Genomic DNA, 25,963 nt, shown 5'->3' on the forward strand with positions numbered 1-25,963 from the left:
GAAGTCAACCATTCCGGTTCAATCCGGATCGTTCTACCTCTGGACCGTCACTGGTTCCCCGCTCGCCGCTGAATGCGCAAGCGCATCCAGCACCGGGATCGCGTCGAAGGCTTCCTGCCATGGCTGAAGATAGGGCGTTCCGTTGCGGGTCGCGGTGACGAAATGGTCTATTTCATCGGCAAGGTCGCCGGTGATCCGGCCGTTGATCTCCGGCCACAGATGTGTGTCCCCGCCAGTCGTGCCGGCATCGGAGACGGCATAAAAGCCCTGGTCGGTAACATCGAGATAGGTGGCGGCCCTGGTGCCGACGACTTCCAGGGCGGCGCGGAACCCGTTCATCAGCCCGTCCGGCCAGGCCCAACTGTAATCGATGCTGCCGATAGCGCCGTTCTCGAAATTGACGACGGCGTAAAGCGCATCCTCATTTCCGGTACCCAGCACCTCGCGCTTCTGGGCATAGACCCGCGAGATCCGCGAGCGGGCGATCCACTGCATGGCGTCGATGTCGTGAACGCCAATGTAGAAGAGAATGGAACTCGCCGGCCCCAGCCGCCGGGCCGTGGAGCGGATGCCGTTGCGCTTGGCGCGCAAATGGATCACCTCACCCAGGCGCTCGGGCGCAGCCGCCTCGTAAACCTGCACGTAGCGCGGGTCGAAACGCAATATGTGCCCGACCATCAGCTTGGCGCCGCTCTCTTCGACCGCCGCCGCGATCCTGCCGGCGGTGGCCGTGTTATGGGCCATGGGCTTTTCCAGTAGGATCGCCTTGCCTGCACGGACCGCGGCGACTGCCGCCTCCTCGTGCAGGCGGTCCGGCAGGCAGATGCTCACCGCCTCGATATCGGCACGCGCCAGAAGTTCCGTGAATTCCGCATGGGCCTCAGCGCCGGTGGCGCTTGCCACTGCCGCGGCTGCGTCCGGGTCCTTGTCGCAGACAGCGACGAGCTTCGCCGCCGGGTGCCGGGCATAAAGGCGTGCGTGCCGCGCCCCGAAATAGCCGAGCCCGATGACGCCGACGCCAAGCTCTTTCATGCCTGTTTGCCCCCTTCGATCGGCCACTGCGCGAAATCCTTCAGGAATTGCACCAGCGTTTCGGTGCAGGCGGCGAAGAACCGTTCCCCTTGTTCGGCGCTGGCGAGCGACGGGTCGCCCAATGTGCCGGTGGGCGAGAGGTCGGCGAAGTCGAGATAGGTGCTGACCCGGCTTCCTTCCACGAGATCCGTGGAGAGATAGGGTGTTCCGGTCTCCGGATAGATCGAAGCCGCCTCGTCGATGCGCACGAGGCCCGGCCGCAGGTGCTGCATCATTGCCGTCTCGAACTCGCCGGCATGGCCCATTCCTCCCTTGCGCGATTTGCGCAGGGAGGCGATCTCGGCGGCGGCGAGCTGGAAATAGGTGAGACCGGCGATGCGCGCCTTACCACGGTGCTTATGACCGAGGGACGTGGCCATCATGCCGATGAGATCGGCATTGCCGCCATGGCCGTTGACAAGGGCGATACGGCGGAAGCCGTGCTTCACGACGCTTCCCACGATGTCGGCGCCGAGCGCCATCAGCGTTTCCGCCCTGAGCGTGACGCTGCCGGCAAACTGCATATGGTGCGGGGAATAACCGTACCAGGGTGGCGGCAGCACGAGAACATGCGGCGCCAGCCGCTCGGCGGCGGCAAGGCACAGGCCCTCGGAGAGCATCGTGTCCGTACCGAGCGGCATGTGGTTGCCGTGCTGCTCCACCGACCCGATCGGCAGGACGAGCACGGTCCTGTCCCTGTCGAGCGCGTCGATTTGGGGTGAGGTCATCTCCTCGAAGCGCACCTGCGGCCCTCCTATCCGATGGTGAAGGTTGCGGTTCTCAGGTCGGACATGGCTTCCAGCGAATAGCGCCCACCGATGCGGCCAACCCCGCTTTCCTTACCGGATGCGCCACCGAAGGGAATATGCAGCTCCCAGTAATTGCTGGTGTCGTTGACATTCACGATCCCCGCCTGCACCTCTTCGACGAAGCGGAACGCGCGGTCTATGTCGCGCGTAAAGACGGAGGCGACGAGCCCGAACCGGTTGTCGTGAGCCGCGGCGAGCGCTTCCTCATCGCTCTCCACCCGGATGAGCGGTGCGACAGGACCGAACGTTTCCTCTTGGTTCAGGAGGCTGTCGCGGCCAACATTGCCGAGCACCGTGGGCTGGAAATAGAGGTCGCTTGGCAAGCCCTGGGCGGGGCCGCCGCCTGCCAATGCCTGCGCCCCGCGCTTCAGCGCATCGTCGACATGCTCGGCCACCTTTGCCGCGACGGCTGGGTTGTTGAGCGGCCCCATGGTCACATCCTCCCGGCGGGGATCGCCGAGCACGACCTTTCCCGCTTCCTCCACCATGCGTTCGGCGAAGGCGTCATAAATGGCGGTGTGAACGAGGACGCGCTCGGAGGAGGAGCAGACCTGGCCGGCATTCACGAAGCAGCCGGAGGCGGTCGCGCGCACGGCCTTGTCGAGATCGGCATCGTCGAGCACGATCACCGGGCCGTTGCCGCCCAGCTCCAGAAGCTGCGCCTTACCTGCGGCGCGCGCGGCGATCTTCCGGCCGGTCGGCACGCTGCCGGTGAAGCCCACAGCTTCGGTGCCCGGGTTGGAGACGATCTCGTCGCCCACTTCCGGGCCGGCGCCCGTGACGAGGTTGAGAATGCCGGCGGGCGGATCGGCCTCGGCGATCACCTCCGTCAGGGCGGTTGCAATCAGGGCGGTGGTGGGCGCTGGATTCCAGATGATGGCATTGCCCGCCGCCAGGCCGGGCGCCAGATACTCCACGGGAATGTTGACCGGAAAATTCCAGGGCGTGATGACGGCGTAGACGCCGCGCGGGCGATAGAATGTCATCACCCTCTTCGAGGGGTCCTCGGTCGGGATGGTGTGCCCTTCGAGATATTTGACCAGGTCGGCGGCGAGGTTGAACCCGTCGGCCGCTTTGCCGATTTCGAAGCGCGCTTCGGCGATGGGCTTGCCCTGCTCCAGCGTCAGCAAGGCCGAAAGCGGCTCGGCGCTCTTCTCGATGCGGTCTGCCATGCGGCGCAGCAGCGCCGCGCGGTCCCAAAGCGACGTGCGCCCCCACGCGGCTTGCGCGTTTCGCGCTGCCGCGATCGCCTGCCGTGCCGTCTCGCGGCTGCTCCACGCCATGCGGCCAATCGGCCTACGGTCGATGGGGCTTAGCGCTTCCTTGGTGGCGCCCGACGCTTCGCCCTGCCACTGCCCGGCGATGAAGTTCGTCCTGCCGTCGAATGTGAAACTCATGGGCGCACTCCAAAGCTCGCAGTAAAGGTTGCAATTGATTTGGAATGGTCTCTATAGTGCAGCCGATGGGTAAACTGTCAATGATCTTTGGCCGCGATTGCGGCCGGCACGCCATGCCCAATGGGGTGAGCCAAGGGAGGACTAGAATGTCACTGAAGAAGCTTTCCGCAGCGGCCATGTTGGTAGGCGCGACCCTCGCGGCCCAGCCCTCCTCCGCGCAGGATATCACGTTGGAATTCGTCGTCTGGAATTATGCGCTGGACACGATCCAGGACAATGTTCGCCGCTTCGAGGAGGCCAATCCGGGCATCAAGGTCAACGTTACCGACTATACCTGGCCCGACTATCAGGACAGTCTAGTGCTGCGCTTCCGTGGCGGCACGCAGACAGACCTGCTCTATGGCGGTCAGGATTGGTTGCCGGCCTGGGCCTCGGCCGGATGGATCGCGCCGCTCGACAAGATCGCGCCGGAAGGCATGATCGACACGCTGAGTGGCGAGATGGCCGGTTTCGCCCTCTCCGATGTCACTTATGAGGACCAGGTCTACGGCCTGCCCTACTACGCCGACACGATCTCTTTCCTCTACAATTCCGAGATTCTCGAGGAGCACGGCATCGAGGTGCCGGAGACCTGGGAGGACGCGACGGCGGCAGCCGAGAAGCTCAAGGCGGCCGGCATGAATCGCCCCATCGTCTACGAATACAATCAGGAACTGCCCAATTTCTTCGATGCATTCGTGGCGCAGGTCTATGGGCGCGGCGGCGATCTCTTCGATGAGGATCTGAACGCGGTGTTCAACCAACCGGACAATGCCGCCTACCAGCACCTCGAATGGCTGCGCGATGCCTTCGAGAAGGAGTTGGTGCAGCCGGAGAACCACGAATCCAACATCATCACGACGATGAACACCGGCCAGCATGCCTTCACCATCGTCTACAATTACGTGCTGGCGGCCATGAACAACAAGGCAGAGCAACCGCTTGCCGGCCAGTTCTCGCTGGCCCCGATGCCGGGCGAGGCACACTCGACGCTGGGCTTCGCCAAGTTCTACGCCGTCACGGCCACGACGGCCGACGATCCCGAAAGGGCAGAGGCTGCCTGGAAGTTCATCGAGTTCATGGCAGGCCAGCCCTACGATGTCGCCAAGCGCTGGGCAGTCGAGCACGGGCTGGGCTTCGGACAACTGCCGCTCCTGGAGGACCAGGAGGTCAGAGAAGCGTGGGGCGAGTGGGTCGACATGGACGTGCTTTCCAATCAGATAGAGAACGCAAGAGCCGGCACCTGGACCGAGTGGACGGCCGTCTGGTCGGCCTTTTTCCGGCCGCTGCTGGCGAGCGCCATGGTGGGCGAGATCAGCGTCGAGCAGGCCATGAACGACGGCGCCGAGCGCTGGAACACGCTGCGCGAGCAGTTTGCCAACCGCTAGCGGTTAGCTCACGGGCGGCTTGTTCACAGGCCCTCCATACCCGCTCAGTCTCCACTTCCAGGATGCCATCCCGCCGATGTGGGCCATCAAACGTTATCCGCTGCTCTGGCTGCTGCCCGCGCTCCTGCCGGTCGCGGCCTTCATCGTCTACCCGGTGGCTTACGCGTTCTGGACCAGCCTGCATCAGGTGATGCTCCTGTTTCCGGGCGAGCCTTTCGTCGGCTTCGACAACTACGCCCGGGTGCTCACCTCCAGCTACTTCAGGACCGCATTTCTCAATTCCGTCGTCTTCATGCTCCTGGCCGCGCCCCTTGTGGTGATCCTGGGGGTCTCTGCGGCCTTGTTCCTGCAGCGGCGCTTCGCCGGCTCGATGTTGGTCCGCTCCGTCGTGTTGCTGCCATGGGTGCTGCCGGGCGCGATCAGTGCGGTCCTTTGGATCTGGGTTTTCCACCCCAGCTTCGGCATCATAAACGGCGTACTTCTGGGGGTCGGCGCCGTGGATACGCCGATCCAATGGCTGAACACGCCGCGGCTGGCCTTCGCCTGTGTCCTGGTCGCCCATGTCTGGACGCAAATTCCCTTCGCGGTGGTGCTCACCATGGCCGCACTTTCCGCCATAAATTCCGAGACGTTGGAGGCGGCAACGATCGACTGCCGCAACGGCTGGAAGCGCTTCTGGTATGTCGTCTTCCCGGAGGTCAAGGCGATGATCGTCGTGCTTCTGATCTATAACGCCCTCATCGCCTTCACCACTTACGATCTCGTCTATGCGATGACCGGCGGCGGGCCGGGCACGGCCACGACGCTGCTCGCCTTCCAGATCTGGCGCGAGAGCTTCGCGATGTATGATTTCGGCGCGGGTTCGGCGCTCGCCTTCGTCATGGTGGCCGTGGCGGCCCTGCTGATCGTCCTCATCACCCGCGCCCTGCCGTCGGATCTGTTCGGGGAGCGTCCATGATGGCCGGCCGCGGCAACCGCCTTTCCACCTTCCTCATCGCCACGCTGATCCTGATGTTCACGGGCGGGCCAGTGCTTCTGGCGCTCTATGGGAGCCTTGTTCCCGACCGGGTCCTGCTCAGCCGGGAGACTTCCGTTTTCGACTACGGGCTTTCGCTCGAGAGCTATCGTTATGTCTTCTTCGGCGAGCTACCGCCCTCCTATCTGGTGGAGGGCGCCAACCGGTCGATGATCTCTGATGCCGCCCGGCAGGTGCCGCAGAGCCTGTGGAACAGCGCGCGCATCGCGCTTTCGGCCATGGCGCTCAACATCCTGCTTGGCGCGCCGGCAGCCTATGTCTTCGCCCGCTACGCCTTTCCGGCCAAGAAGCTGAGCTTCATGTTCATCATCCTCTCGCCGCTGGTGCCAACGACGGCGCTCGTGGTGCCGATCTACATGCTGATGCAGTCGCTGGGGCTGATCGGCTCCATCTACGGTATCATCCTCGTGCATACCGCGCAGGCGCTACCTTTCACGGTGCTTATCTTGTCAGTTTTCTTCCGCAAGCTGCCGACGGAACTGTTCGAGGCGGCGATGCTCGACCGCTGCACCGGCTTCCAGGGCTTCATCCGCATCGCCGTGCCGCTGGCCCTGCCCTCCATAGGGGCGACGGGCCTCTTTGCCTTCATGCTCTCCTACTCTGAGTACATCTTCTCCCTGGTATTGTCCGGCGAGGCGCGATCGCGCCCCGTCTCAGTGGTCATGGCCGCGCTTGCGCGCAACACGGACGTGTCGTGGAGCCTGCTCAACACCAGCATCTTCATCGCTATCATCCCCACGCTCGTGCTTGTGGTCCTGGTCTGGCGCTTCGTCGTCGAGGGTCTGCTCTCGGGCTCGGTCAAAGGATAGGAGACAATGGAGTCAGGAAACCAGAACCGTCCCCACCCGCTCAAGCATCTGCCGGCAGGGGCTGCGCAGCACAAGACCGCCGGTCCCTACTCACCGGTTCTTGAAGTCGATGCCCGCCGGCTGGTGGTGATCTCGGGCCAGGTGGCGGTGGACAAGGACGGCCATGTGATCGGCGCGAATATAGAGGAGCAGACGCGTACTACGCTCGACAATTGCGCGCGGCAGCTGGCCACGGTCGGCTGCGGTTTGGCGGATGTGTTCAAGGCCAACATCTACCTTCTGAACCTTGCCGATTGGGATCGTTTCAACATGGTCTACGAAGCGATTCTGCCCGAACCCCGCCCCGTCAGGACGGCGGTTCAGGCGGTGCTTCTTCCAGGCTTCCTGGTGGAAATCGAGATGTGGGCCGTAAAGGCCGGGAAATAGGATCGTTCATGGCATCCGTCGAATTGAAATCGGTCAGCAAGAGCTTCGGCAATGTGAAAGCCGTACGGGACGTCTCTCTGACGATCCCGGACCGCGAGTTCGTGGTCTTCGTCGGGCCCTCGGGATGCGGCAAGTCCACCCTGCTCCGGATGATCGCCGGACTGGAAGAAATAAGCGCGGGCGAGATTAGCATCGGCGGCAGGCGCGTGAATGACATACCGGCGGCCGATCGTGGCATCGCTATGGTGTTCCAGTCCTATGCACTCTATCCGCATATGACGGTGGGTGAAAACATGGGTTTCGGCCTGAAGATGTCCGGTGTGCCAAGGGAAGAGGTGAAGGCCAAGGTCGCACAAGCAGCTTCCATATTGCAGATCGGGGAATTGCTGGAGCGCAAGCCGAGGGCGCTTTCCGGTGGCCAGCGCCAGCGTGTCGCCATCGGCCGGGCGATCACCCGCAACCCGGATGTTTTCTTGTTCGACGAGCCTTTGTCCAACCTGGATGCCGGCCTGCGCGCACAGATGCGCGTCGAGCTTGCCCGCCTGCACGCCGAATTCAACGCCACCATGATCTATGTAACGCATGATCAGGTGGAGGCGATGACTCTTGCCGATCGGATCGTCGTCCTGAACAAGGGTCGCATCGAGCAGCAAGGCGCGCCCCTCGATCTTTATGAGCGCCCCGACAGCATGTTCGTGGCGAGTTTCCTCGGACAGCCCAAGATCAACTTCCTCGACGTCACAATGCAAGCGAAGCAGGGTGCGACCGTTCTCCGCCTTTCCGACGGACACGAGGTGACACTTCCAAGTGGCCTGTCCGGCAAAGTCACGCCGGACGCGGCGGCGGTGCTCGGCATACGGCCCGACGCAATAACCGTTTCGAGCAGAGCAACGGCAGGCGCCATCCCCGGCAAACTTGAATTGGTCGAGCATCTGGGAAGCGAAACGTTGATGCATATCCGCCTGCCGGAAATTTCCGAGCTGGTCACCGTCGCCGCGCCAGGAAGCAAGCGCTTCAAAAAGGGAGCAAACTGCTGGATCACCTTCGATCTGAAACGGGTTCTCTTATTCGACCACAGGGGATTACGGATTCGCTAGCCTGCTTCCAGTGACGAAGGATGAATGCGTCTGCCCTGCTGGCGCCGAGGATGCCAACCTTCAGACCGAAGCTACGCGACAGCCCGCGGATACCGTTCTCGACGACGATGGATTGCTGCGAAGCAAGGGGCAGCGAAGGTCGACTGCGGCCGCAGCGCGAGCTGGAATTGGGGGCAGGATTTGGACCTGTAGATATCACTGCAGCAGCGAGACATTTGATGCACCTCAGCACGCAAATTCAGTCGTCGCACTGTATTGGTGGATGCGCTCCCTAGACTCAATACCCTCTCGTTTTATCTCCTACGCTGGAGCACGCCAGAGCAACATCATCGCCCCCGGCCGAATTGACCCAAACTCGACTTCCGCAGACGGGCCCGCGGATGACCGCTTCGCGCCTCCATCTCGGCCGTAGAGATCAGCTTTGCCGTTCCCTGAAAGCAGACATTGCCGGCGAAGACGTTGGAGGTCGCAGTTGCAGACGAACGGTCACCTAGGGCTGGCACGCGGAACGCCTGATTTGCGGACAATCACGTCACACTTGTCACTCCCATGGATTTGCCATGCTGCGCTAAGTTTATCCTGCAACGCACCAACTGCTTCGAACGGCGAAATGAAGATCCGAAGGAAGGAGACAGAAGCGATGAAGACACATAAGACCGGAACACGTGAAGAGTGGCTTGCAGCCCGGCTCCAACTTCTTGAGGCTGAGAAGCAGCATATGCGCCGCGGTGACGAAGTGGCACGGCAGCGGCAGGACCTGCCGTGGGTGCGGATCGACAAGGAGTACCGCTTCGAGACCGAAGATGGAAGCGCCTCGCTGGCAGATCTCTTCCAAGGGCGCTCGCAGCTCCTCGTCTATCACTTCATGTTCGGCTACGGATTCCGGCTCACTGACGAGCGCCGGGGATGCACCGGATGCTCCCTGATCGCCGATCATTTCGACAGTGTCATCCCCCATTTGAACGGCCGCGACATCACCCTCGTTTGCGAGTCGATCGCCCCGTTGCAGGAACTCCAGGACTACAAGCTGCAAATGGGCTGGCGATTCCCGTGGGTTTCCTCGCTCGGGAGCGACTTCAAGTACGACTTTGGCGCGGCCTTCACCGATGAGCAGCAGAGGAATGGCGCCGAATATAACTACCAGCATGTCGACAAAGCCGAGCCGCAAAAGGAGGGCATAAGCGTCTTTGCTCTCCAGGACGGTGCTGTCCACCACACTTACTCCACCTACGCCCGTGGCACCGAGCCCTTCATGGGGACTTACCGGTTCCTCGACCTTGCCCCGTGGGGCAGGAACGAGGACGGACTCGAAGAAAACTGGTGGCGCCGCCACGACGAGTACGACATGCGCTAAGCAGCCAGGATTCAAAAGGCGCAGCTCCAGAACACTCAGCGTTCACTCTCGTTACGGCCTGCATGCTCGCGCGGCCACCAAACTGTGACCCCTATCCGGGGGCTTCGGGCATTTTGTCACCTCAATGCCCGCCCGGTTGCTTCCGGCTGGAGCGTTTGCCGGCTGGGACTTGCACCCACTGGGAAGCGCCGCCTTGGCGCGGCGCACGTGGAACATCGCCGTTCGGCGTGGATCGGCCGAACGGCTTAGTAGCGGAAGAAGATGGCATTGGAACAGTTGCCGACACGAGGGGGCCAGCGGCCTTAAAGAGCACAAATACAACCGTTCAAATTATCCGAAATTCCAATCTACAAGCTTGCCGCTGATTGGCAATTCGCGCGCCGAAACGCCAGTGCAAAGAAGGCCTCATCCGGGATTGACCGCAGGAGGTGCGCAGTCAGAGCAGTTGCTGCGACCGCGAATACAAGCCGCCCGGCGAGCACGCCGAGGGCGTCCGCGCCCAAAGCCATCACGATTAGAGTGTCCTCAATAATGCTATGTGCAAATCCCATGAAGACGCATGAAATGAAGACCTGGCGGGGCGGCAGGTTGCCTGATCGCGCTTCGCGGATCAGCAATCCGCCACCATAGGATATGCCAAGAAACAAACCGACGGCGGTAAACTGACCCGTTTCGCTCTTTATTCCGGCGAGGCGCAGTGCCGGGGCGAGGATCTTCATCAACAGCGCCATGATGCCTGTCTGCTTCAACACTTCCAGCCCCCAGGCAAGAGCCAGGAGAATGGCGAGCATGTAGATAAGCGCCTCCATGAGCCCGCCAAAGAAACCGATCCAATCAGTGGAGGCAGCCACCGGTATCCAGGTTGGATCCAGCGTTTCCGCCAGCCAACCGGTTGTGGCATACAGATGGTGGAGAATCATTGCGTAGACGATTGCACCGGCAATCCGGATCATCGTGGTGATCGCAAATCCCGGCCCGGCCTTCTGGATGATCTTCTGTTCGATCGGCAGGCCGTGCGCAATCAGCACAAGCGCCGAAAATACGGTAATATCGGCAACGGTCATCGATGTGGCGGGCACCAGCGTGAAGATCATCGCAATCGCGCCCCATATCCCCACAAGCATTCCCGTCAGCCAGGCAAGGCCCAATTCCGGCGGCAGCCCAAAAAGCTCCATGACCGGCGCAAGGGCAGGAGCGGCGAGGTCGATCAACCCGGTTCGCGACATCACCTCGGTCACGATTGTAACCGGAACCATGATGCGCACGAGTTCCCAGTAAATTTGCAGTGTTTCGCGGGTTTTGTGGACGGCGAATCTGAGCGCTGACATCTCGGTCTCCCCAAATTGTTGCCGTCATTACCTAGCCTGCTCCCATTCGCATTTGCGGTCAAAAATTGCGCCTCCGTGCATTTTTATTGCATACTGGACTTTGCGATTTTGGAGATGCGGATGGATCGGATCGACAGGAAACTGCTGAACCTGCTGCAGCACGATGCCTCACGAACGAACGCCAACTTGGCCGATGAGGTCGGCCTGTCCCCTTCGAGCTGCTTGCGGCGGATTCGACGGCTGCGTCAGGCGGGTGTCATCGACCGGATTGCCGCAATTTTAAACCCTGCCAAGGCCGGGCGCACGTTGAGAGCCGTGGTGACAGTGGAACTGAGGCTTCACGGTGAACCGAATACGCGGCAGTTTCTCGATTCAGCGGTCAGGGAGGATGCAGTCGCCCAAGCTCATGCCGTCACAGGGGACGTTGATGCCGTCTTGATGCTGCGCCTGCGCGATATGGAAGAATATGATGCACTTTGCCATCGGCTGTTCCAGGACCGGACGAATGTTGCACGCTACTGGACGATGATGGTGATCCGTACCGCCAAAGATGAAACTGCAATCCCACTATAAAAGGCGCTGGGTCGATGCAATAGCGTATGACGGCTATGGGCTCGCGACCTCAATCCCAGCATGTTGAACGTCTGAAATCGCCGTTGAGAACTAGGAAGCTGCCAGACTGCAACCCGGCCCCGCAATGGCCGCAGGAGATGATATTCCAGCGAGTTTGCCGGCAAGCCACGCGAGAGGCTCCTTTGCGCCCCCGAATTGACCGTCCACGGCGTCTTGGCTGCTGCTTGAAAGCCGACGTCGACCACTAGACCTGATGTCGCTAACCGGTACCGCGTCAACAAGGGCTGCTGCCCCGTTTCCCCTATGCCTGGAGATCAAATTTTTCTCTGCCGCAGGCGTGAGAGCTCATGAAGCCGTCACTTCACTGTCAGGAGCGCTATCTCCCATAGTACCCAACACCGCATCGCGGATCGTCCCGTCATCGATCAGGATTGTCTCCGGATTGCCGAGTTGCACGTAGCGAATGGCTTCGCATTGCGCAATAACATCCCTTATGCGCCCCTCGACCATGGTCCGGTCCTCGTTTCGAAAGGCGCTTACGTGGTCAACGAGATTCTCGAACCACGCCGGATCGCCGCTGTTGATGTCCATGTTCGCCTGCCGCTGAATTTGCCCGCGCGGGCTAGCGAGTGGAGCGGGCGGGCCGACCAGGGCATCAAGCACTTCCGATGCGAACAGCATGCGCAGCATCCCCGCGATCACCTCCGTCCAGTTGAGGACGCGGGCGCGGGTGGCGATCATTGCCGGAAGAAAGTCGGCCAAACGATAGATCAGCCGCGCGATGAACGCGCCCGATGCCAAGCCGCCGACGGGTAACAACGTTGCCAAGACCGCGCGCGCGCCGAGCGCGAGGAAGCCATTGCCGACCGTGGCGTGCGAGCCGCTATCGATGCCCTGCGTATCGCATGCGCTCAGGATGACGATCGGCGGGATTTTGACATGGCCGCGTAGGCTCCAAACATCCATTTTCTCGTTTCCAACGACGAGATAGCCGACCGGATCGACATTGTTGATCGCGCCGTGGCCGTCAAAAATGAGGATGCTGCCGTCGAATTCATTGAGGGCATCGATGAAGGCTTGCTTCGTCAGAGCGCGTTTGACGACAACCTCGACCTTCCCCTCCCATTGGTGCCTGATGGCGTTGACTGAGCCCAGCAAGGCATTGCGCAAAGGATCGTCCGCCGTAAGGCATGAGAGAATGAGCACCTTTTGCAGCCCGGCGGGCGGCACTGTCACCACGTCCGGCTGCGTCAGCAAGCCCATCATGAGATTGCCGGGAGTCGCGTTGATGCGCGAGCAATCGAAGCGCAAGCCTAACGGCAGGCCGTTGACGGGAAGCCACTCGATAGGCGCATCGGCGACAATCTTCATGGGGCGCTCGGCGTCGGCAATGAACGCCAACCGCTCGGGGCCGATAGCCGAAACAAGCTGCTGCTGAACGGTCTCGAACAGGCGGCGGGCCTTGCGCCGCGATTGCGCATTGGCCGAGCGGATATTGCGGGCATAGGCAGAAAGTGCCGGAAATACGTGATTGACCGCCGGCGAGAGGCGCAGGACGGCCGAACAGGTCTGCGCTGCCTTGAGGCCGACGCCGAGCGTGTGCGCTTCAAGCTCCCACTGGCGCAGGTGCAGCAGAAATCGCGCACCCGGCCTGTTCTGGAGGATTTCGAAAAAATCGCTGTGAGCAGTGGCGAGATGTCCGGTTTGTGTTTGGAGAAGCCGCAGGACCCGAAACAGTTCCCGTTCCTCGCGTGCGGAACGCTTTTGTGGCCGCGCATAGGCCTGGCGATAGAGGGCGGGCTCCGTCAGAATAAGCGCGGGATGCAGCAGCATCGCCCGGTGAAATCGCCATAACCCAACCTTTTGGCGCACATTGCGGACGGCTTGTGCGCTCTCGACAATAAGAGACGCGTAGTCCGCTTCGCTCCGGCCGACAAAGGCTTCGCCCGGTTCCAGCGAACGCCCGGCGCGCGTCAAAACCATATGGTTTGGAAGAACCACATTGTGTGCCCAGCCCTTCAGGCCGCTGGGGACCGGTTCATGTTCCTGCCATTCCGCAAGTTGCCGGGCTGCCGCTGCTTGTCGATCCGGGGTGAATGCGTTGCCGCGACGTTCCAAGACCATCCGGCAGTAATCCCGGAGCTGGTCCATGGTGAAATCGGCAGCAGCCAAAGCGCCTTCCGTTGCCACTGCCGCTATATGCATGACAGGATGTACTTGCCGATTGACCCAATCCTGCACTGCCGAGCCTACAGTGGCCGATCCGGAAAAGCACACCAGGAAATAGCCGAACTGCTCGACGTGGGTTTGAAGCAGGGCACCGAGATTTAGCGGCAGCCACGACAGTTGGCGCGCGCCACCCATGCGCTGCGCAATGATGCCATCGCGCGGGGATGCGCCCTCCAAAACATCGGCGGGAAGTTGGCAATCAGCGGCAATGTCCAAAGTACATCCTCCCAACCGGGCGAAAAACCCTGGAACGGCGATGCATCCTCGATAGGGGCGTCATCAAGAACGACGATGTAATAGATCTTGAGCGGGTCGGAAAAATCCATTGGCTCTCATGTCGCACGAGTGTTGGTGCATCCTATGACGTGCCGACAAGGGCGCAACGGGTTTCGTAGTGCGCTGAGCGGAATCCGCCGTCTACCCAGATGGTGGGACGGCTTCAGTAACGTGCCGGCGATTTACAGCTACGACCATGTTGTCGTTCCGCTCAAAATGACAATGTTCGCTTTCACAATCAGGCGATCAATTGCCGACGTTCCGATCTCGGCCCGGTCTGACAGGCGGCAAGGCGCCCCCACTTCAGCCGTTGGGGCAAACTTTGCCTCCACCCGGAACCGGACATCGCGGAAAGAAAATGTAGGTCGTGGTTGCGGACAAACCGGTCGTTCGCGCGGCTGACCAATAGCGGCCGTTCGCTGTACGACGTGGTCGACCTCGCTGCGGACCTTCGGGAATTCCCAAGCTGATCTGGAAAGCTGCCCTCACGGCGTCGTCCGCTAACCGAATTGCGCTGATTTGGCCGAGTAGGTTAAAGCCTCGATCTTGTGCCCGTCTGGATCGCGGACGAACGCACCATAATAATTCGCGTCGTACTCGGGGCGGAGTCCCGGGTCCCCGTCGCCGCTACCACCGTGATCCAGCGCCACCGCGTAGAAGCGGTCGACCATCGCGCGATCCTCCACTGCAAAAGCGATGTGGGTTCCGTTGCCGACGGTCGCAGGCTTCCCGTCGATCGGCACTTGTACGCTGAAGTGAAATGTGCCGCTTCCGTAACCTAATCCGCCCTCGTCCTCGGCCATCGGCATAATGCCGACGATGGGCAAAACGGCGTCGTAGAAACGCTTCGAGCGCCCGACATCATTAGTCCCTACCGAAACATGGTGTATCACAACAGCCTCCGGTCTGACCTTGTTCGATAATGGCAGCTTCCGCTCTTTGTTCCCTCAAAGTCGACTGACCGCTCCGCCACCCAGCCACGACGTAGAATGCGTCTTGGCCGTAGAGCCGGGGTGAGCGGGGTAGCCGCCTCCATCGCGGACAAGGCGGAAGCTCGATACGAGTCCGTCAAACAGCTGGTTGAGGCCGCGAAGCTGTCGTCAATCCGTTCGACGTTCGGGCATTCGATGTTCTTTGGCGTAGTTTCAACGCCATAACTTCGAGCCGTGAATATCTACGACGGTGCTCGCACGCTGAGGGCGGGCGACAGTCGCAGGCTCAGGCCTGGTCGCTGGTCGGGCGGCTCGGGCAGCTCCACGAGAATCCCGCTCGGACTCCGTCGCCAGCGCAGAGGCCCATGCCTGCCCACCAGCGAAACTTCTGCGCCGTCGTCCAACTGCACATTGAGCTCGACCATTGCCGTTCTCGGCGTCCCAAGGACAATGGCGTAGGCTGCATCTCGCCCAGCGGTATAGCGGATATGCAGCCTCTCGTCGGTCATCCCACCGACCTGCGCCCAGGGCCTTGTACCGTAGATCGCATCTGCATGGACACGCAGCCATTGCCCCAAGGCGAGAAGCCGCTGGGCCTGCGCCCAGGGAATGGCGCCGGTGGCTGTCGGACCGACGTTGATCAACAGGTTCCCGCCCCGGGCAACAATATCAACGAACAAGTGGATGAGTTCGGTGGCGCTGAGATAGTCGTCGTCGGTTTCTTGCCGGTTGTAGCCGAAGCTGTTGCCCATCCCACGGCAGGCTTCCCATTTCCGATCCGCAGGACCTTCCGTGGCGTATTCCGGAGTGACGAAATCGACGGGCAGTTCCCCCTTGCCTTGTCGTCGCGTGTCGAAGCGATCGTTGACAAGCCCATCGGGCACTTGTTCCCGGTACCAGCGAAAGAGCCCGGCCAGATCGGCCCCGCGCGGCGATTTCCCGTAATCGTTCCAAAGGATGCTGGGCTGGTAGCGAAGGACGAGTTCACGCCAGTGGGCGTCGACATAGATGCGATAATCCTCACCCTGAGGCATCGCCTTGGTGTAGGACGAACCATCATGGACCGGTAGCCCGCCAAAGGTCCAGTCAAACCCCCCACTGTAGTAGGTCCCGAAGCGCAGATCGTGTTTGCGCACGGCGGCGGCCAATTCGCCCACGACGTCGCGATCGGACTGCCAGTTCCCCTTGTGCGGGTTGCGGTGGTCGCTCGGCCACAAGAGAAACCCGTCTTCGATCTTCGTGCACAGGACCACATATCTCGCCCCCGCCTGAGCGAAGAGATCGACCCAAGGTTGGGGATCCCACCCTGGGATCATCTCGGTGCGGAACTTTTCGACGAAGGCATCATAGGGCAGATCGCCGTAGGTCTCCTGGTGATATCGGGCCGCAGCACTATCCGGGATCGCCATCGCGTTCTGGTACATCTCGGCGAACGGCAGCGAGCGCCACATCTGTGGGCTGCCTAGCTTGTCCGGATCGTCGGGATCGAAATTCTCCGGGTTGACGCCCGCAGAATCCAGGGCCCGAGACTGCGGCACCGGCGCAAAGGCGGGGATCGCGGCCGCCGTCCAATGGATGAAGATACCCAGCTTGGCATCGTCGAACCACGCCGGCACCGCACGGGTCGCGTCGCGCGAGATCGTTCCCATTGTCTCGCTCCTCTGTTCTTGGTTTCCCGCGCCCTGCTGACTGTCCGCAGCGGCTGCATCGGCCGCGCGTGCACCCGCCTCATATCGTCGCCGCTTTCCTCGGAACGAAGAACTCGGACCGCATGTTCCGGAGGTTCGCGCAAAACGGACGAATGGACGGGCCGGATCTGAGGCTCCTTAGGGCTCAAGTGGCTGGTTCACCCGAACGTCCGCTATCCGGTAGCAAAATGGGCTTGGGAAGGTCCGGAAGGGGGTGGAAAGCTGACATTCGACCGGTTAAGCTCCCGCGATGCGAGAGCCCGACTTTGATAACGATGGTTGGTCCCTCGACGATGCCGAAGAAGCAAATCGGAAAGCGCCAGATACATTCTGGATCCCACCTCTGGAGGAGCGCGAGGCCCTTCGACCGGGGGATCTTGTCAAATTGATCTTTCGCATCTCCGTGGACAATGAGAAAAAGCCTGTCGCCATCGAGCGCATGTGGGTGCTTGTTCGTGGTCGCGTGGGCGATCAGTATCTCGGCATTCTCGATAATGATCCGTATGCCATTGACGAAAATGATGAGCTGTGGAGCGGTGTGGAGCTTCCCTTTTCCGCCCGGCACGTGATCGACATTGACGGCGGAGACGAAACAACATTGGCGAGGGCTTTAGCCTTGCCCCGCAGGCACTGGCCGCGCAGCTGAAGCTCCCGCGCGCTTGCGGGTGGGACGCAGCTCCGCCTCCATCCCCGACAACTCCGCATCCGACAGCAGCGCGGTGATACCGCTCTGCCGTTCCTCGGCGCCATGCCGCACGGGCCGGCAATCCAGAGCGTCTAGACCGTGATCGATCCGCTCAGCCATTCATCCAGGAATTGCCGTACACTTGGCGCAAGCCTGCGGTGCTCGGCCTCGTACGGATAATAGGCCCATACGCCCATCATTCCCACGCGGAAGCAAAAGTCCACTCCGTCGACTCCCGCATCACCGATGATGAGAGCGCTTCTCTGTGGGGCAATTTCGACGCCTTTTCGCTTCCGGATGTACCACATCTGGCCGCCCTCATCGAAATAGCCCTCGCTATAATCGCGGAAATACTCCTCGCAGGCCGGGAGCCAGGCACCGAACTCCGCAGGCGTGGACTGACCGTTCATCAGTGGGCCAGTCATACTTCTACGACATCGGAGTAACCCGCGCGTCCGATGGCGGCAAGTTGGCGCGCTGCGACGACCAGGAGCTCGGGATGCGCGTCGAAACCGAAGCGGACCATTGGCTTGAGGCCGAGCGACCTCGCTCCTTGCTCGGTCAGCGACAGGGTAAGTCCGCCCCCCTCGCAGGCAAACCGGATCACTTGACCAATGCAGGACAGACTTTGGTCAGTGCGCTCAACATAAAGCGGCGTTTTCCGCTCCGGGTTGTTCCCTGCCACAAAATGCAAGGTGTCCAACGGGTCGTTCGGCGAGACGAATCCGAGTGACAGGGCGAGTCGGTCACCGCTTTCGGTCATTACCTCGTCGACTTGGAAATGCTCTGGCATTTGGGGTACCTCGCTGGCCGGGATTAGCCGTCGTGCAGGGAGGTTTGCAGGTGTGTTCCTCCACACCTGATAATATCGGCAACAGGGGTCATGTCGACTTCGTGCTCAAAGCATCGGCATCATTTTGCGCAATCCAGAGATTGAAGGCGGTATCTGCAAAGCCGACTTCCACGACCCGCGCCCCGTGCATCAGGACACCAAGCCCGTGCTCCTCATCCCATTCACAGCCGAACTCGTAACCGACGTATGGCACCCCGCCGACATCGAGCTGATGGACGTTAACGGCATAGAGACCGACATTTTCCTTTAGACTTTGCTCATCCGATATAGCCGGAAAGTCGTCAGAAAAATCAAACCTCGTCTTGCGTTCGATCGACTCAGGCGAGCACCAATTGATGATGCCCGCCTTTACGGCTTGCGAGATCATTGGCTCGTTCTCTTCGAACCAGGTGATCAAGCGCCCTTCGCGCTCACTTAGTGGCCCACACCCCGGCCCTCGGGCGCGAAGATGAGCGTCGCCGTGCCATTCGACGGTGCCGGCTTGTCCTTGGAACCATACGGCCCCAGACGGCTCTGGTAGCCAGCCCACGACAGCAAGCGCAGGTCGGCCCCCCACCATAGATCGTCTCTAATCGAAAGATCCATGACCGTGTTCCACGATACTTCCGAATGACCGCAAATGGCGTTAGCGAACGTGGGCAGCCTGACCGGCCTCGTGTCAGCTTTCAGGCTCATGAGGCGGAGAGCAGACGGTCAGCTACCGGCCCCAAGCACGACGTTCGTACCTCGGGTATCCAAGGATCGCAATGCGGACACTTGCGCCGTCGCGTTGGCCGAGTCGGACTGCTGTAATGGGGACGTATCCTGCCCCGCGGCGATCAACTGCGCCGAGTCCGGCAAGTTGCAACTCGGTGGCCAGACGATTAACGATCAAGTCGTTTGGATTCGCTCCAATTCGAGAGAAAACACCGGCTCTTCCTGTCGGTGGTAGCGGACCTGCGCTACCATCGTTGCACATCTGTCCGAACGAAGACGCACGCCGCAGAAGTCTACCCGCGAGCCGATGTGAGACAGGCTCCTTTGAGCTTTCCGTCCAATCCATCACAAGCAGATCCGAGGTATCCGTCTCAGCAGCGCGCTTCGACCAGGTCACGTACATCCATTCAGCCGCGAACATCGCCGCGACGATATCGAGGAAGCCGCCTTGCCGGGCGATATCGAGCATGCCTGTGCGAAAGGCGTTCACCTCCATCCGGTCCAGCACATGTCTTGAAGGATTTATGCCTCGCGCGGCGAAGGTCCGCTCGAGATATGCGATCTGCTGGTTCGCAAGAGTGTCAAGAAACGCCAATCAGCCAGCGTTTCTGCGCGATATTCTCCGCCTTCGCCACCGCATAGGCGAAAATCGAGATCGCCATATCGACGAATGCAGCCTCATAGACGAGATAGCGCTCGAAGACACGGGGCTCCAAGCGGTCCTGCTCTATGTCCCGAACGAAGCGGTGGTTCACCATCGCATCGAATACCGTAGCATTCTCGCGCAGCATCTGCTCGCTGAGGGTTTCGGCTATCAAGACTCAAGCCTTCAGCGCGGGTTCGGCGGCCGCCCGGAAAGCGCGCACACGCTCGATGTCCACCGGGTTCCACCAGACGCCGTCCTCCTTCAGGGAGGAAGCGACGATGGCACCGCTGGTGCGCTTAAGGATCTCGACGATATTTTGCTTGGTCGCACCGGAGCCGACCAGCACCGGCAGATGCATCGCTGAGCCAATGTCCTCGATTTCCTCGATGGTCGCCGCATTACCGGTGCGCTGCCCGGTGGCGATGATCACGTCGGCGTCGAAGAAGGCGAGGTCGCGGGTGAGTTCCTCGATCGACCGATCGGCGACGATGGCGTGGCTTCCGTGCTTCACATGGCTGTCGGCGAACACCTTTATGTGATCGGCCCGCAGGAGTGAGCGATAGCGCATCGCCTCGCCAGCCCGCCCTTCCATGAACCCTTCGTTGGCGACATACGCGTTGGCCCACTGGTTTACCCGGATGAACCTAGCCCCGCCTGCCATGGCGACTGCAAAAGCCGGGATCGGGGCATTGGCCAGAACATTCACACCGACCGGCACGCCGAAAGCGCGATTGATGCGATCGGTTACGACCGACATGAAGGCCGGCGTATCGTGCCCGATGTCTTCCGGTTTGGAGAATGGAATGTCGCCGTGATTCTCGATGATGAGGCCGTGCATTCCGCCCTCGACCAGCGCTTCCGCATCGCGCATGCACGCATCGTAGATCGCGTCCACGCCACCGCCGGCATAGCGCGGCGCACCGGGAAAGGCCGGGCAATGAATCATCCCGATCAGAACCTTGCCAGTGCCGAATATGTCACTTATGGCGTTCGAAGACTTGTTCGCTACCGTTGTCATCGTCTCACCTCTACTGAAAGCAGGTTATGCAGGCGTTCGTGATTGGCAATGTCACCGTCGATGAAACCATCGCTATCGACGACTGGCCGCAGCCGGGCACCTCCATACTCGGCGCGCAGACGACCCGCGACCTGGGCGGCAAGGGTTGCAACCAGGCAATTGTCATGGCGCGCTGCGGTCTGCCGACGAGCTTGATTGCGGCCACTGGAGACGACTTTCGCGCGGCAATGATCCGCGAGCAGCTTGGCCGTGAGCGCATTGCCTGCCGGCTGGTCCAGCTCGAGGACCACGCCAGCGATCTTTCGATGATCCTCACCAAGCCGGACGGCGAGAACGCGATCGTCACCACCACCGACTGCGCCAGCCGCCTGAGCGCACTGGAGACACAGGCTGCGCTGAATGACGCCGCAGCCGGGGATCTCGCCGTCTTCCAAGGAAATCTCAACGGCGAAACCTCGACGACCGCGCTCAAGGCGGCGCGCGAAAAAGGCATGACGACGGCCTTCAACCCGTCGCCCGTGCGGCCCTATTTTGGTCAGTTGTGGCCACTGATCAATGTCGTCTTCATGAACCGGGGTGAGGCGCGGGCGCTGACCGGCGCCACCGACGCCGAGGCCGCGAGGCGGCTGCTCGCCCAGGGCGTGAGCAGCATCGTGGTGACACTCGGCGCGGAGGGCGCCCTTCTGGTCGTTGCCGACGGCGCCCTGCACGTTCCCGCCGAGATATGTGCCGTGATAGACACGACGGGAGCCGGTGATACGTTCATGGCCGTGGCGCTTGCCTCGGCGGCCCTGCGCGGAACGGCGCTCGACCGGCGCGCCATCAGCGACGCCGGCAAGGCCGCGGCAATCACCGTCGGCCGCCGCGGCACCCATTCCGCCTTCCCCTCCAGTCGGGAGTTGCAGGCGATACTCGCGGCCCGCTAAGGCCGACCCGCCGGCGCACATCACCGCCCGGCCGGTTCCGAAAGCCAGCCCAGGATGTTCTTCCAAAGGATACCGTAGCCCTTCCAGGCGCAGAAGGCCGGCGACAACCAGTGCGGTCCAATGTCCGAGGTCCAGACCGCCGTACGCCCCTTGCCGTAGCGGCCGGTGACAAGCAGCGGATGTCCGCCCTGATCTTCCGGCAATCGTGCGACGAGCTCGACATCATCGCGGTCGCGCAGTTCCACTTCGTTGACTCCAAGCAGCACGGGCCATTCGCCTTCAAGACCAGCGATGGTCGGGTGATCGGGCCGGACGACATCGGGAACCGCACCTTCGGGAATTTCCACACGGTCGTCATGGGGCAGACAGGTGACTGGCAACACGTCCTCGACCGGCGTGCGCCGCCAACGCGCCTTACCATCGATGCCCTGGAACGAGAAGTAGCCGCCCACCATCAGCAGGTTGCCGCCCTTTTCCACCCAGCTGCGGAGAAGCTTCAGACGGTTCGGAACCGTCCGCGAGTGAAGCCACACGGCAGGCGGCAAGAGGAGTGAGTTGGCACCGATGTCGGAAAGGATAATCACGTCATAGGTATCGAGGCCGCTCATCTCGAACGGGAACTTCTCCACCGCCTCGTGCGCGGGCATGTAGGTCAGTTCGTATTCGCTGCCCTCCAGCGCCTTCACCAGCGGCTCCGCCCCAAGGTGGAAGGTCACGCTTCCGAACTGGTCAAAACCTTTGTAGTGGGTTGCGGAGCTGAACCAGCTCTCGCCTACGAGCAGCACTTTCTTCGTCATTGCATTTCTCTTTTCTCAGGAATGGGCGGCCTCAGCCAGCATAAAAAACGCGTTTCGGATTGCCGCGCATCAGCGTCTCCAGCGCCGCCTTGCCGACGCCGTGGCGCTCAAGGCGCGGCAGGAAATGGCGCAGCACGAAGGCATAGCCATTGCCGCCGTAGTGCGTCAGCATCATTTTCAGAAACACGTCGTGCGACAGCAGTATGCGGTCGAGATGGCCTGCTTCGATCAGCTTCACGATGGCGCGGGCCACCTCGTCGTCGCTCGGGCATTGCGCCTGCTGGTCGGCATAGAAGAAGTCCATACCGATCATGTCGAACTCGATGAAGGCGCCACGCGCCGCCAGTTCGCTCTGATAGGCGAAATCGTCATGCGAAGGGTTCATGTGGCAAAGCACCGTATGGCGCAGATCCGCCCCCTCCTCGGCAACGATGTCGAGCACCTTGTGGCCGAGCCGAAACCAGCCAGGCAGATGCACCATCAACGGCAGGCCTGTACGCACCTGCCCCCGGGCGGCGCCACGGAGAGACTTCTCTTCCTCGCCGGTGAAATGCGACGAAACGCCGATCTCGCCGATAAGACCGATACGAACGCCGGTGCCGTCGACCCCCTCGAGCGCCTCGCCTACAATCTGGTCGGCGATCTCATCTGCCGACATGCCAGCCACTTCAGGCGGGTGAGACGACTGCAGATAGTAGCCCGCGCCCATCACGATCTGCAGACCGGTCGCCGCCGAGATCCGCTTCAGGGCAAGCGGATCCCGCCCGATGCCACGGCAGGTGGGATCGACCACCGTGTTGCCGCCCGCCTTGGCGAACTGCCGCAGCTCTTCGATCGCCAGAGGCTCATCGTCCAGCGCGATGTTGTGCTTATTGACGAACGGGTCCTGGCGCAGCTCCGACAGTATCTCGATGCGGACCGGCTGCCCGGCCAGGTAGCGGCGCTCCGGTTCCTTCGGCTCGTTCCACCAGCAACGGCAGTCGTTCAGGATGTGCTCGTGCATCAGCGTGACGCCGAGCTGTTCGGCCGGAGTGGTGCCGCCGACCGTCATAACAAGGCCGGAGCCGACATGGGCCTTCGAACGTTCATCACGCATGGCCTATTTCCCCTTTCCGAATCCGAATCGGAAATTCGCCGTGAAGATGCGCGTGTTCAACCAGATGGCGATCAGGATGATCGCTCCGGTGACGATCTGGGTAAAGAACGGCGAGATGTGCATCAGGATCAGGCCATTGCCGATCACGGCGATGGTAAGGGCGCCGAGAATGGTTCCCACGATGGTGCCTCGGCCGCCCATGAGCGACGTTCCACCAAGGACAACGGCGGCGATCACCTGCAGCTCGAAGCCGACGGCCGCATTGGACGAGCCGGAGCCGAGGCGCGCCGCGATCAGCAGCCCTGCCAGAGCAGAAGCGACGCCCGACACTACATAGACGGAGGCGATCGTCCAACGCGCAGGCATGCCGACGCGCCGTGCTGCTTCCATGTTCGATCCCACGGCGACGACCTGGCGTCCATAACGGGTGGCGGTGATCACCACATAGCCCAGGATGGCGACGGCGATGGCGATCAGAGCCGGCAGCGGAATGCCAAGAAGCTGGCCACGCCCGAGCGCGAAGAAACCCGGCACCCCCTGGATGGGGATCGAATAGCCCTGCGTCAAATAAAGCGCGACGCCCCGTAACATGGAGAGCCCGGCCAGCGTGACGATGAAGGCCGGAATACCCTGATAAGCCACAAACCAGCCCTGGCCGAGACCGATCAAAGCGCCAAAGCAGAGCATCGCCACGACCGCCATAGGCCATGGCAGGCCGGCGGAGAGCACAATGGCGGCGACGGCGTTCACCAGCGCCACCTGCGATCCGACCGAAAGATCGATGCCGCCGGTGATGATGACGAAGGTCATGGCGACCGCGACGATCAGGATGGGAGCAGCCTGCCTGATCACGTTGAGCAGGTTGCCCAGTGTCAGGAAGGTGTCCGTCGTGGCGGCGAAGTACACGACGCAGAGCAGAAAAAAGAAGGCGATCGAAAGCACCTGAGCCTGTTCCGACAGGAAGTCGGCCCACGGCGAGCCCTGGCTTCGCTCGGTATAGGCGCTCATTTTTCGTCCTTTTCGCCGACAATCAGTTTGACGAGATCCTCGAGATCCGTTTCGACAATCGAACGTTCCGCCACTTTGGTGCCCTCATACATGACGGCAATGCGGTCGCAGACGCGAAACAGGTCCTGAAGACGGTGCGTGATGAGAATGACGGAAACCCCGGTCGCCTTGACACGGTTGATCAGCGACAGGACCGCTTCGACCTCGGCCACGGCGAGCGCCGATGTCGGCTCGTCCATGATCAAAACCTTGGGATCGAACGAAGCCGCGCGGGCGATGGCGATGGCCTGGCGCTGGCCGCCCGAAAGCTGCGCCACCTTTCTGCCTAACCGAGGAATGCGAATTTCCAGTGCGTCGAGCATCTTTCGTGCTTCCGACAGCATCGTCTTGCGATCGAGGAAAGGCCCTTTGGTGATCTCGCGACCAAGAAACAGGTTACCGGCCACATCGATGTGGTCGCACAGGCTCAGATCCTGAAACACCATTTCGATGTTGCGCCGGCGTGCGTCCGCCGGACCGCTGAAGCGAACCGGCTCGCCGTCGAGGTGGATCGTTCCGTCGTCGGGAATGTAGGTTCCGGATATTATTTTCGTGAGCGTCGACTTTCCCGCCGCATTATCGCCAACGAGACCGAGGCACTCGCCCGGAAAGATGTCCAGATCGACGCCGCGCAGCGCCTGCAGCGATCCGAAGTTCTTGCGGATGTTCCTGAGCGAAATGCGCGGTTTCATTCTGCTGCTTCCCGTACTGTCCCGGGCGGAACTTGCCCGCCCGGGTTCGGCGACAGCGCTTTCCTGCTGCCCGTTCGGCATCACTGGAAGGTCGCCCTGTAGGGGTCGACGTTCTCCTTGGTGACGATGGTGACCGGCACGGAGATGTTCTTCTCGACGTTGCCGCCGTCAGCCAGCGTGTTGAGCGCGTCGACGGCCGCAGCGCCCATCGCAGCCGGATCCTGCTGAACCACCGCGGCGACATAGCTTGCATCGATGCCGGCGATCGCCTGGGCGGTCAGGTCCCAGCCGAAGATCTTCACATCGTCCTGCTTGCCTTGGCTTTCCACCGCAGCGATCGCGCCCATGAGTGCCGGTTCGCCCGTTGCGTAGATCGCGTTCATGTCGGGATTGGCGGTGATCAGGTTCTCGGCAGCCGAAAGCGCGGTGTCCTGGACGTTCTGGCCATCGACAACGCCCGCCTTCTCGATGCCGTCGGCGGCATCGACGACCTCTTCGAATCCCTTCTGACGGATGTTCTGAATGTAGGAGTTGAGCGCGCCGACGACGCCGTATTTGGCATTGCCGTCCATATTTGCCTCTACATAATCGAGAAAATAGGCGCCCATGCCTGCGCCGGCAGCCGCATTGTCGACACCGATCTGCGCCTTCTGCGGGCCGTCATCGGGCAGGATCGCATCGATCGCCACGACGGGAATGCCTGCTTCAGCGGCCTGATTTACTGCCGGCATGATGCCATTGACATCGATGGCCACCACAGCCAGCCCGTCCACCCCCTGCTGGATGTAGGTTTCGATGGCGCTGTTCTGTTCCGCCGGATCGTTGTTGGCATTGAAGATGACTAGCTTCACGCCGGCCTCGTCAGCAGCCTTCTGCGCGCCTTCGTTCATTTGATTGAAGAACAACGCCTGCTGGTTGATTTGGATAAGAGCAAATGTCTTTTCGTCCTGCGCTTGCGCCGCCCCCATGCCGAATGGCAGGGCCATGGCGGCACCGAGCCCGAGCGCCAATGTGTACGTGAATTTCGTGGTCATGATGTTCTCCTCTTTCGGTTC

At 61.5% G+C, this 25,963-nt stretch carries 25 protein-coding genes and 2 pseudogenes; 9 read left to right on the plus strand and 18 right to left on the minus strand.

What is annotated here, in order from left to right; translation table 11 throughout:
- Positions 1-33: 33 nt before the first annotated feature.
- The 3 genes from N5A92_RS17820 to N5A92_RS17830 are packed head-to-tail and all read right to left on the minus strand — an operon-like array spanning position 34 to position 3,277.
- Positions 34-1,032 carry a Gfo/Idh/MocA family protein gene (locus N5A92_RS17820; RefSeq protein ID WP_260905108.1) on the minus strand — a complete coding sequence of 333 codons (999 nt, stop codon included), beginning with the start codon at positions 1,030-1,032 and terminating at the stop codon, positions 34-36.
- Positions 1,029-1,814 carry a creatininase family protein gene (locus N5A92_RS17825; protein ID WP_260905109.1) on the minus strand — a complete coding sequence of 262 codons (786 nt, stop codon included), beginning with the start codon at positions 1,812-1,814 and terminating at the stop codon, positions 1,029-1,031. The genes N5A92_RS17820 and N5A92_RS17825 overlap by 4 nt, the downstream gene beginning before the upstream one ends.
- Positions 1,815-1,825: 11 nt before the next feature.
- On the minus strand, positions 1,826-3,277 hold the full coding sequence (locus N5A92_RS17830) for an aldehyde dehydrogenase family protein (RefSeq protein WP_260905110.1): 1,452 nt from the start codon (positions 3,275-3,277) through the stop codon (positions 1,826-1,828).
- A 146-nt stretch (positions 3,278-3,423) separates the two neighbouring features.
- Here N5A92_RS17830 and N5A92_RS17835 point away from each other — a divergent pair, with 146 nt between their 5' ends.
- The 6 genes from N5A92_RS17835 to N5A92_RS17860 all read left to right on the plus strand — a co-directional run bounded on the left by N5A92_RS17835 (position 3,424) and on the right by N5A92_RS17860 (position 9,426).
- Positions 3,424-4,704, plus strand: coding sequence for an ABC transporter substrate-binding protein (locus N5A92_RS17835; RefSeq protein ID WP_260905111.1), 1,281 nt, complete (start codon positions 3,424-3,426; stop codon positions 4,702-4,704).
- A gap of 76 nt (positions 4,705-4,780) precedes the next feature.
- Positions 4,781-5,662, plus strand: coding sequence for a carbohydrate ABC transporter permease (locus N5A92_RS17840; protein ID WP_260905112.1), 882 nt, complete (start codon positions 4,781-4,783; stop codon positions 5,660-5,662).
- Positions 5,659-6,549: a carbohydrate ABC transporter permease gene (locus N5A92_RS17845; protein WP_260905113.1), complete on the plus strand. Its 891-nt coding sequence runs from the start codon at positions 5,659-5,661 to the stop codon at positions 6,547-6,549. Before N5A92_RS17840 ends, N5A92_RS17845 begins: the two co-directional genes overlap by 4 nt.
- A gap of 6 nt (positions 6,550-6,555) precedes the next feature.
- Positions 6,556-6,975: a RidA family protein gene (locus tag N5A92_RS17850; RefSeq protein WP_260905115.1), complete on the plus strand. Its 420-nt coding sequence runs from the start codon at positions 6,556-6,558 to the stop codon at positions 6,973-6,975.
- Positions 6,976-6,983: 8 nt separating this feature from the next.
- Complete coding sequence (locus tag N5A92_RS17855) at positions 6,984-8,072, plus strand: ABC transporter ATP-binding protein (protein WP_260905117.1); 1,089 nt, start codon at positions 6,984-6,986, stop codon at positions 8,070-8,072.
- A 640-nt stretch (positions 8,073-8,712) separates the two neighbouring features.
- The gene (locus tag N5A92_RS17860) at positions 8,713-9,426 is read left to right on the plus strand and encodes a DUF899 domain-containing protein (RefSeq protein WP_260905119.1); all 714 of its coding nucleotides are present in this window, start codon (positions 8,713-8,715) and stop codon (positions 9,424-9,426) included.
- Between the two features lie 347 nt (positions 9,427-9,773).
- Here the strand turns inward: N5A92_RS17860 and N5A92_RS17865 are convergent, their stop codons facing one another.
- Positions 9,774-10,754, minus strand: a complete 981-nt coding sequence (locus tag N5A92_RS17865; RefSeq protein WP_260905121.1) for a nucleoside recognition protein — start codon at positions 10,752-10,754, stop codon at positions 9,774-9,776.
- A gap of 120 nt (positions 10,755-10,874) precedes the next feature.
- On the opposite strand from N5A92_RS17865, the gene N5A92_RS17870 reads away from it, so the two are divergent.
- A complete protein-coding gene (locus tag N5A92_RS17870) occupies positions 10,875-11,327 on the plus strand; it encodes an Lrp/AsnC family transcriptional regulator (RefSeq protein ID WP_260905123.1) in 453 nt (150 codons plus the stop codon).
- A gap of 345 nt (positions 11,328-11,672) precedes the next feature.
- Here the strand turns inward: N5A92_RS17870 and N5A92_RS17875 are convergent, their stop codons facing one another.
- The 3 genes from N5A92_RS17875 to N5A92_RS17885 all read right to left on the minus strand — a co-directional run bounded on the left by N5A92_RS17875 (position 11,673) and on the right by N5A92_RS17885 (position 16,413).
- On the minus strand, positions 11,673-13,772 hold the full coding sequence (locus tag N5A92_RS17875; RefSeq protein WP_260905125.1) for a CHAT domain-containing protein: 2,100 nt from the start codon (positions 13,770-13,772) through the stop codon (positions 11,673-11,675).
- A gap of 560 nt (positions 13,773-14,332) precedes the next feature.
- On the minus strand, positions 14,333-14,725 hold the full coding sequence (locus tag N5A92_RS17880) for a VOC family protein (protein WP_260905126.1): 393 nt from the start codon (positions 14,723-14,725) through the stop codon (positions 14,333-14,335).
- Positions 14,726-15,006: 281 nt separating this feature from the next.
- The gene (locus N5A92_RS17885) at positions 15,007-16,413 is read right to left on the minus strand and encodes an alpha-L-fucosidase (protein WP_260905128.1); all 1,407 of its coding nucleotides are present in this window, start codon (positions 16,411-16,413) and stop codon (positions 15,007-15,009) included.
- 289 nt (positions 16,414-16,702) lie between these two features.
- Here N5A92_RS17885 and N5A92_RS17890 point away from each other — a divergent pair, with 289 nt between their 5' ends.
- Positions 16,703-17,098, plus strand: coding sequence for a hypothetical protein (locus N5A92_RS17890; protein ID WP_260905130.1), 396 nt, complete (start codon positions 16,703-16,705; stop codon positions 17,096-17,098).
- 131 nt (positions 17,099-17,229) lie between these two features.
- Here the strand turns inward: N5A92_RS17890 and N5A92_RS17895 are convergent, their stop codons facing one another.
- From N5A92_RS17895 to N5A92_RS17920, 6 genes and pseudogenes are all read right to left on the minus strand, one after another.
- Positions 17,230-17,562 (minus strand): hypothetical protein, encoded by a 333-nt coding sequence (locus tag N5A92_RS17895; protein ID WP_260905132.1) that lies wholly within the window; start codon positions 17,560-17,562, stop codon positions 17,230-17,232.
- Positions 17,559-17,930 carry a hypothetical protein gene (locus N5A92_RS17900; RefSeq protein ID WP_260905134.1) on the minus strand — a complete coding sequence of 124 codons (372 nt, stop codon included), beginning with the start codon at positions 17,928-17,930 and terminating at the stop codon, positions 17,559-17,561. The genes N5A92_RS17895 and N5A92_RS17900 overlap by 4 nt, the downstream gene beginning before the upstream one ends.
- Positions 17,931-18,018: 88 nt before the next feature.
- A pseudogene (locus tag N5A92_RS17905) lies at positions 18,019-18,393 on the minus strand (DUF6985 domain-containing protein); the annotation flags it as partial.
- Between the two features lie 11 nt (positions 18,394-18,404).
- Complete coding sequence (locus N5A92_RS17910; protein WP_260905138.1) at positions 18,405-18,575, minus strand: hypothetical protein; 171 nt, start codon at positions 18,573-18,575, stop codon at positions 18,405-18,407.
- Between the two features lie 427 nt (positions 18,576-19,002).
- Positions 19,003-19,504 (minus strand): annotated as a pseudogene (locus tag N5A92_RS17915) (TenA family protein); the annotation flags it as partial.
- A gap of 3 nt (positions 19,505-19,507) precedes the next feature.
- Positions 19,508-20,350, minus strand: coding sequence for a BtpA/SgcQ family protein (locus N5A92_RS17920; protein WP_260905139.1), 843 nt, complete (start codon positions 20,348-20,350; stop codon positions 19,508-19,510).
- A 26-nt stretch (positions 20,351-20,376) separates the two neighbouring features.
- Here N5A92_RS17920 and N5A92_RS17925 point away from each other — a divergent pair, with 26 nt between their 5' ends.
- A complete protein-coding gene (locus tag N5A92_RS17925; RefSeq protein ID WP_260905140.1) occupies positions 20,377-21,276 on the plus strand; it encodes a ribokinase in 900 nt (299 codons plus the stop codon).
- 20 nt (positions 21,277-21,296) lie between these two features.
- On the opposite strand, the gene N5A92_RS17930 is transcribed toward N5A92_RS17925, so the two are convergent.
- From N5A92_RS17930 to N5A92_RS17950, 5 genes are read right to left on the minus strand one after another with little or no spacing between them, the layout of a single operon-like run.
- Positions 21,297-22,073, minus strand: a complete 777-nt coding sequence (locus tag N5A92_RS17930; protein WP_260905142.1) for a glutamine amidotransferase — start codon at positions 22,071-22,073, stop codon at positions 21,297-21,299.
- 31 nt (positions 22,074-22,104) lie between these two features.
- Positions 22,105-23,169, minus strand: a complete 1,065-nt coding sequence (locus tag N5A92_RS17935) for a phosphotriesterase family protein (RefSeq protein WP_260905144.1) — start codon at positions 23,167-23,169, stop codon at positions 22,105-22,107.
- A gap of 3 nt (positions 23,170-23,172) precedes the next feature.
- Positions 23,173-24,177 (minus strand): ABC transporter permease, encoded by a 1,005-nt coding sequence (locus N5A92_RS17940; RefSeq protein ID WP_260905146.1) that lies wholly within the window; start codon positions 24,175-24,177, stop codon positions 23,173-23,175.
- A complete protein-coding gene (locus tag N5A92_RS17945; RefSeq protein ID WP_260905148.1) occupies positions 24,174-24,992 on the minus strand; it encodes an ATP-binding cassette domain-containing protein in 819 nt (272 codons plus the stop codon). The genes N5A92_RS17940 and N5A92_RS17945 overlap by 4 nt, the downstream gene beginning before the upstream one ends.
- Positions 24,989-25,942: a substrate-binding domain-containing protein gene (locus N5A92_RS17950; protein ID WP_425248602.1), complete on the minus strand. Its 954-nt coding sequence runs from the start codon at positions 25,940-25,942 to the stop codon at positions 24,989-24,991. The genes N5A92_RS17945 and N5A92_RS17950 overlap by 4 nt, the downstream gene beginning before the upstream one ends.
- Positions 25,943-25,963: the final 21 nt, after the last annotated feature.

Source organism: Chelativorans salis, from assembly GCF_025336525.1.
Taxonomy (GTDB): Bacteria; Pseudomonadota; Alphaproteobacteria; order Rhizobiales; family Rhizobiaceae; genus Chelativorans; species Chelativorans salis.

Excerpts from the sequence above, each read along its gene's own strand:
- N5A92_RS17820 (WP_260905108.1), bottom strand. The coding sequence starts at position 1,032 with ATGAAAGAGCTTGGCGTCGGCGTCATCGGGCTCGGCTATTTCGGGGCG.
- N5A92_RS17865 (WP_260905121.1), bottom strand. The coding sequence starts at position 10,754 with ATGTCAGCGCTCAGATTCGCCGTCCACAAAACCCGCGAAACACTGCAA.
- N5A92_RS17855 (WP_260905117.1), top strand. The coding sequence starts at position 6,984 with ATGGCATCCGTCGAATTGAAATCGGTCAGCAAGAGCTTCGGCAATGTG.
- N5A92_RS17850 (WP_260905115.1), top strand. The coding sequence starts at position 6,556 with ATGGAGTCAGGAAACCAGAACCGTCCCCACCCGCTCAAGCATCTGCCG.
- N5A92_RS17895 (WP_260905132.1), bottom strand. The coding sequence starts at position 17,562 with ATGACTGGCCCACTGATGAACGGTCAGTCCACGCCTGCGGAGTTCGGT.
- N5A92_RS17885 (WP_260905128.1), bottom strand. The coding sequence starts at position 16,413 with ATGGGAACGATCTCGCGCGACGCGACCCGTGCGGTGCCGGCGTGGTTC.
- N5A92_RS17890 (WP_260905130.1), top strand. The coding sequence starts at position 16,703 with ATGCGAGAGCCCGACTTTGATAACGATGGTTGGTCCCTCGACGATGCC.
- N5A92_RS17870 (WP_260905123.1), top strand. The coding sequence starts at position 10,875 with ATGGATCGGATCGACAGGAAACTGCTGAACCTGCTGCAGCACGATGCC.
- N5A92_RS17835 (WP_260905111.1), top strand. The coding sequence starts at position 3,424 with ATGTCACTGAAGAAGCTTTCCGCAGCGGCCATGTTGGTAGGCGCGACC.
- N5A92_RS17910 (WP_260905138.1), bottom strand. The coding sequence starts at position 18,575 with ATGGATCTTTCGATTAGAGACGATCTATGGTGGGGGGCCGACCTGCGC.
- N5A92_RS17840 (WP_260905112.1), top strand. The coding sequence starts at position 4,781 with ATGTGGGCCATCAAACGTTATCCGCTGCTCTGGCTGCTGCCCGCGCTC.
- N5A92_RS17940 (WP_260905146.1), bottom strand. The coding sequence starts at position 24,177 with ATGAGCGCCTATACCGAGCGAAGCCAGGGCTCGCCGTGGGCCGACTTC.
- N5A92_RS17860 (WP_260905119.1), top strand. The coding sequence starts at position 8,713 with ATGAAGACACATAAGACCGGAACACGTGAAGAGTGGCTTGCAGCCCGG.
- N5A92_RS17935 (WP_260905144.1), bottom strand. The coding sequence starts at position 23,169 with ATGCGTGATGAACGTTCGAAGGCCCATGTCGGCTCCGGCCTTGTTATG.
- N5A92_RS17830 (WP_260905110.1), bottom strand. The coding sequence starts at position 3,277 with ATGAGTTTCACATTCGACGGCAGGACGAACTTCATCGCCGGGCAGTGG.
- N5A92_RS17930 (WP_260905142.1), bottom strand. The coding sequence starts at position 22,073 with ATGACGAAGAAAGTGCTGCTCGTAGGCGAGAGCTGGTTCAGCTCCGCA.
- N5A92_RS17925 (WP_260905140.1), top strand. The coding sequence starts at position 20,377 with ATGCAGGCGTTCGTGATTGGCAATGTCACCGTCGATGAAACCATCGCT.
- N5A92_RS17845 (WP_260905113.1), top strand. The coding sequence starts at position 5,659 with ATGATGGCCGGCCGCGGCAACCGCCTTTCCACCTTCCTCATCGCCACG.
- N5A92_RS17900 (WP_260905134.1), bottom strand. The coding sequence starts at position 17,930 with ATGCCAGAGCATTTCCAAGTCGACGAGGTAATGACCGAAAGCGGTGAC.
- N5A92_RS17950 (WP_425248602.1), bottom strand. The coding sequence starts at position 25,942 with ATGACCACGAAATTCACGTACACATTGGCGCTCGGGCTCGGTGCCGCC.
- N5A92_RS17920 (WP_260905139.1), bottom strand. The coding sequence starts at position 20,350 with ATGACAACGGTAGCGAACAAGTCTTCGAACGCCATAAGTGACATATTC.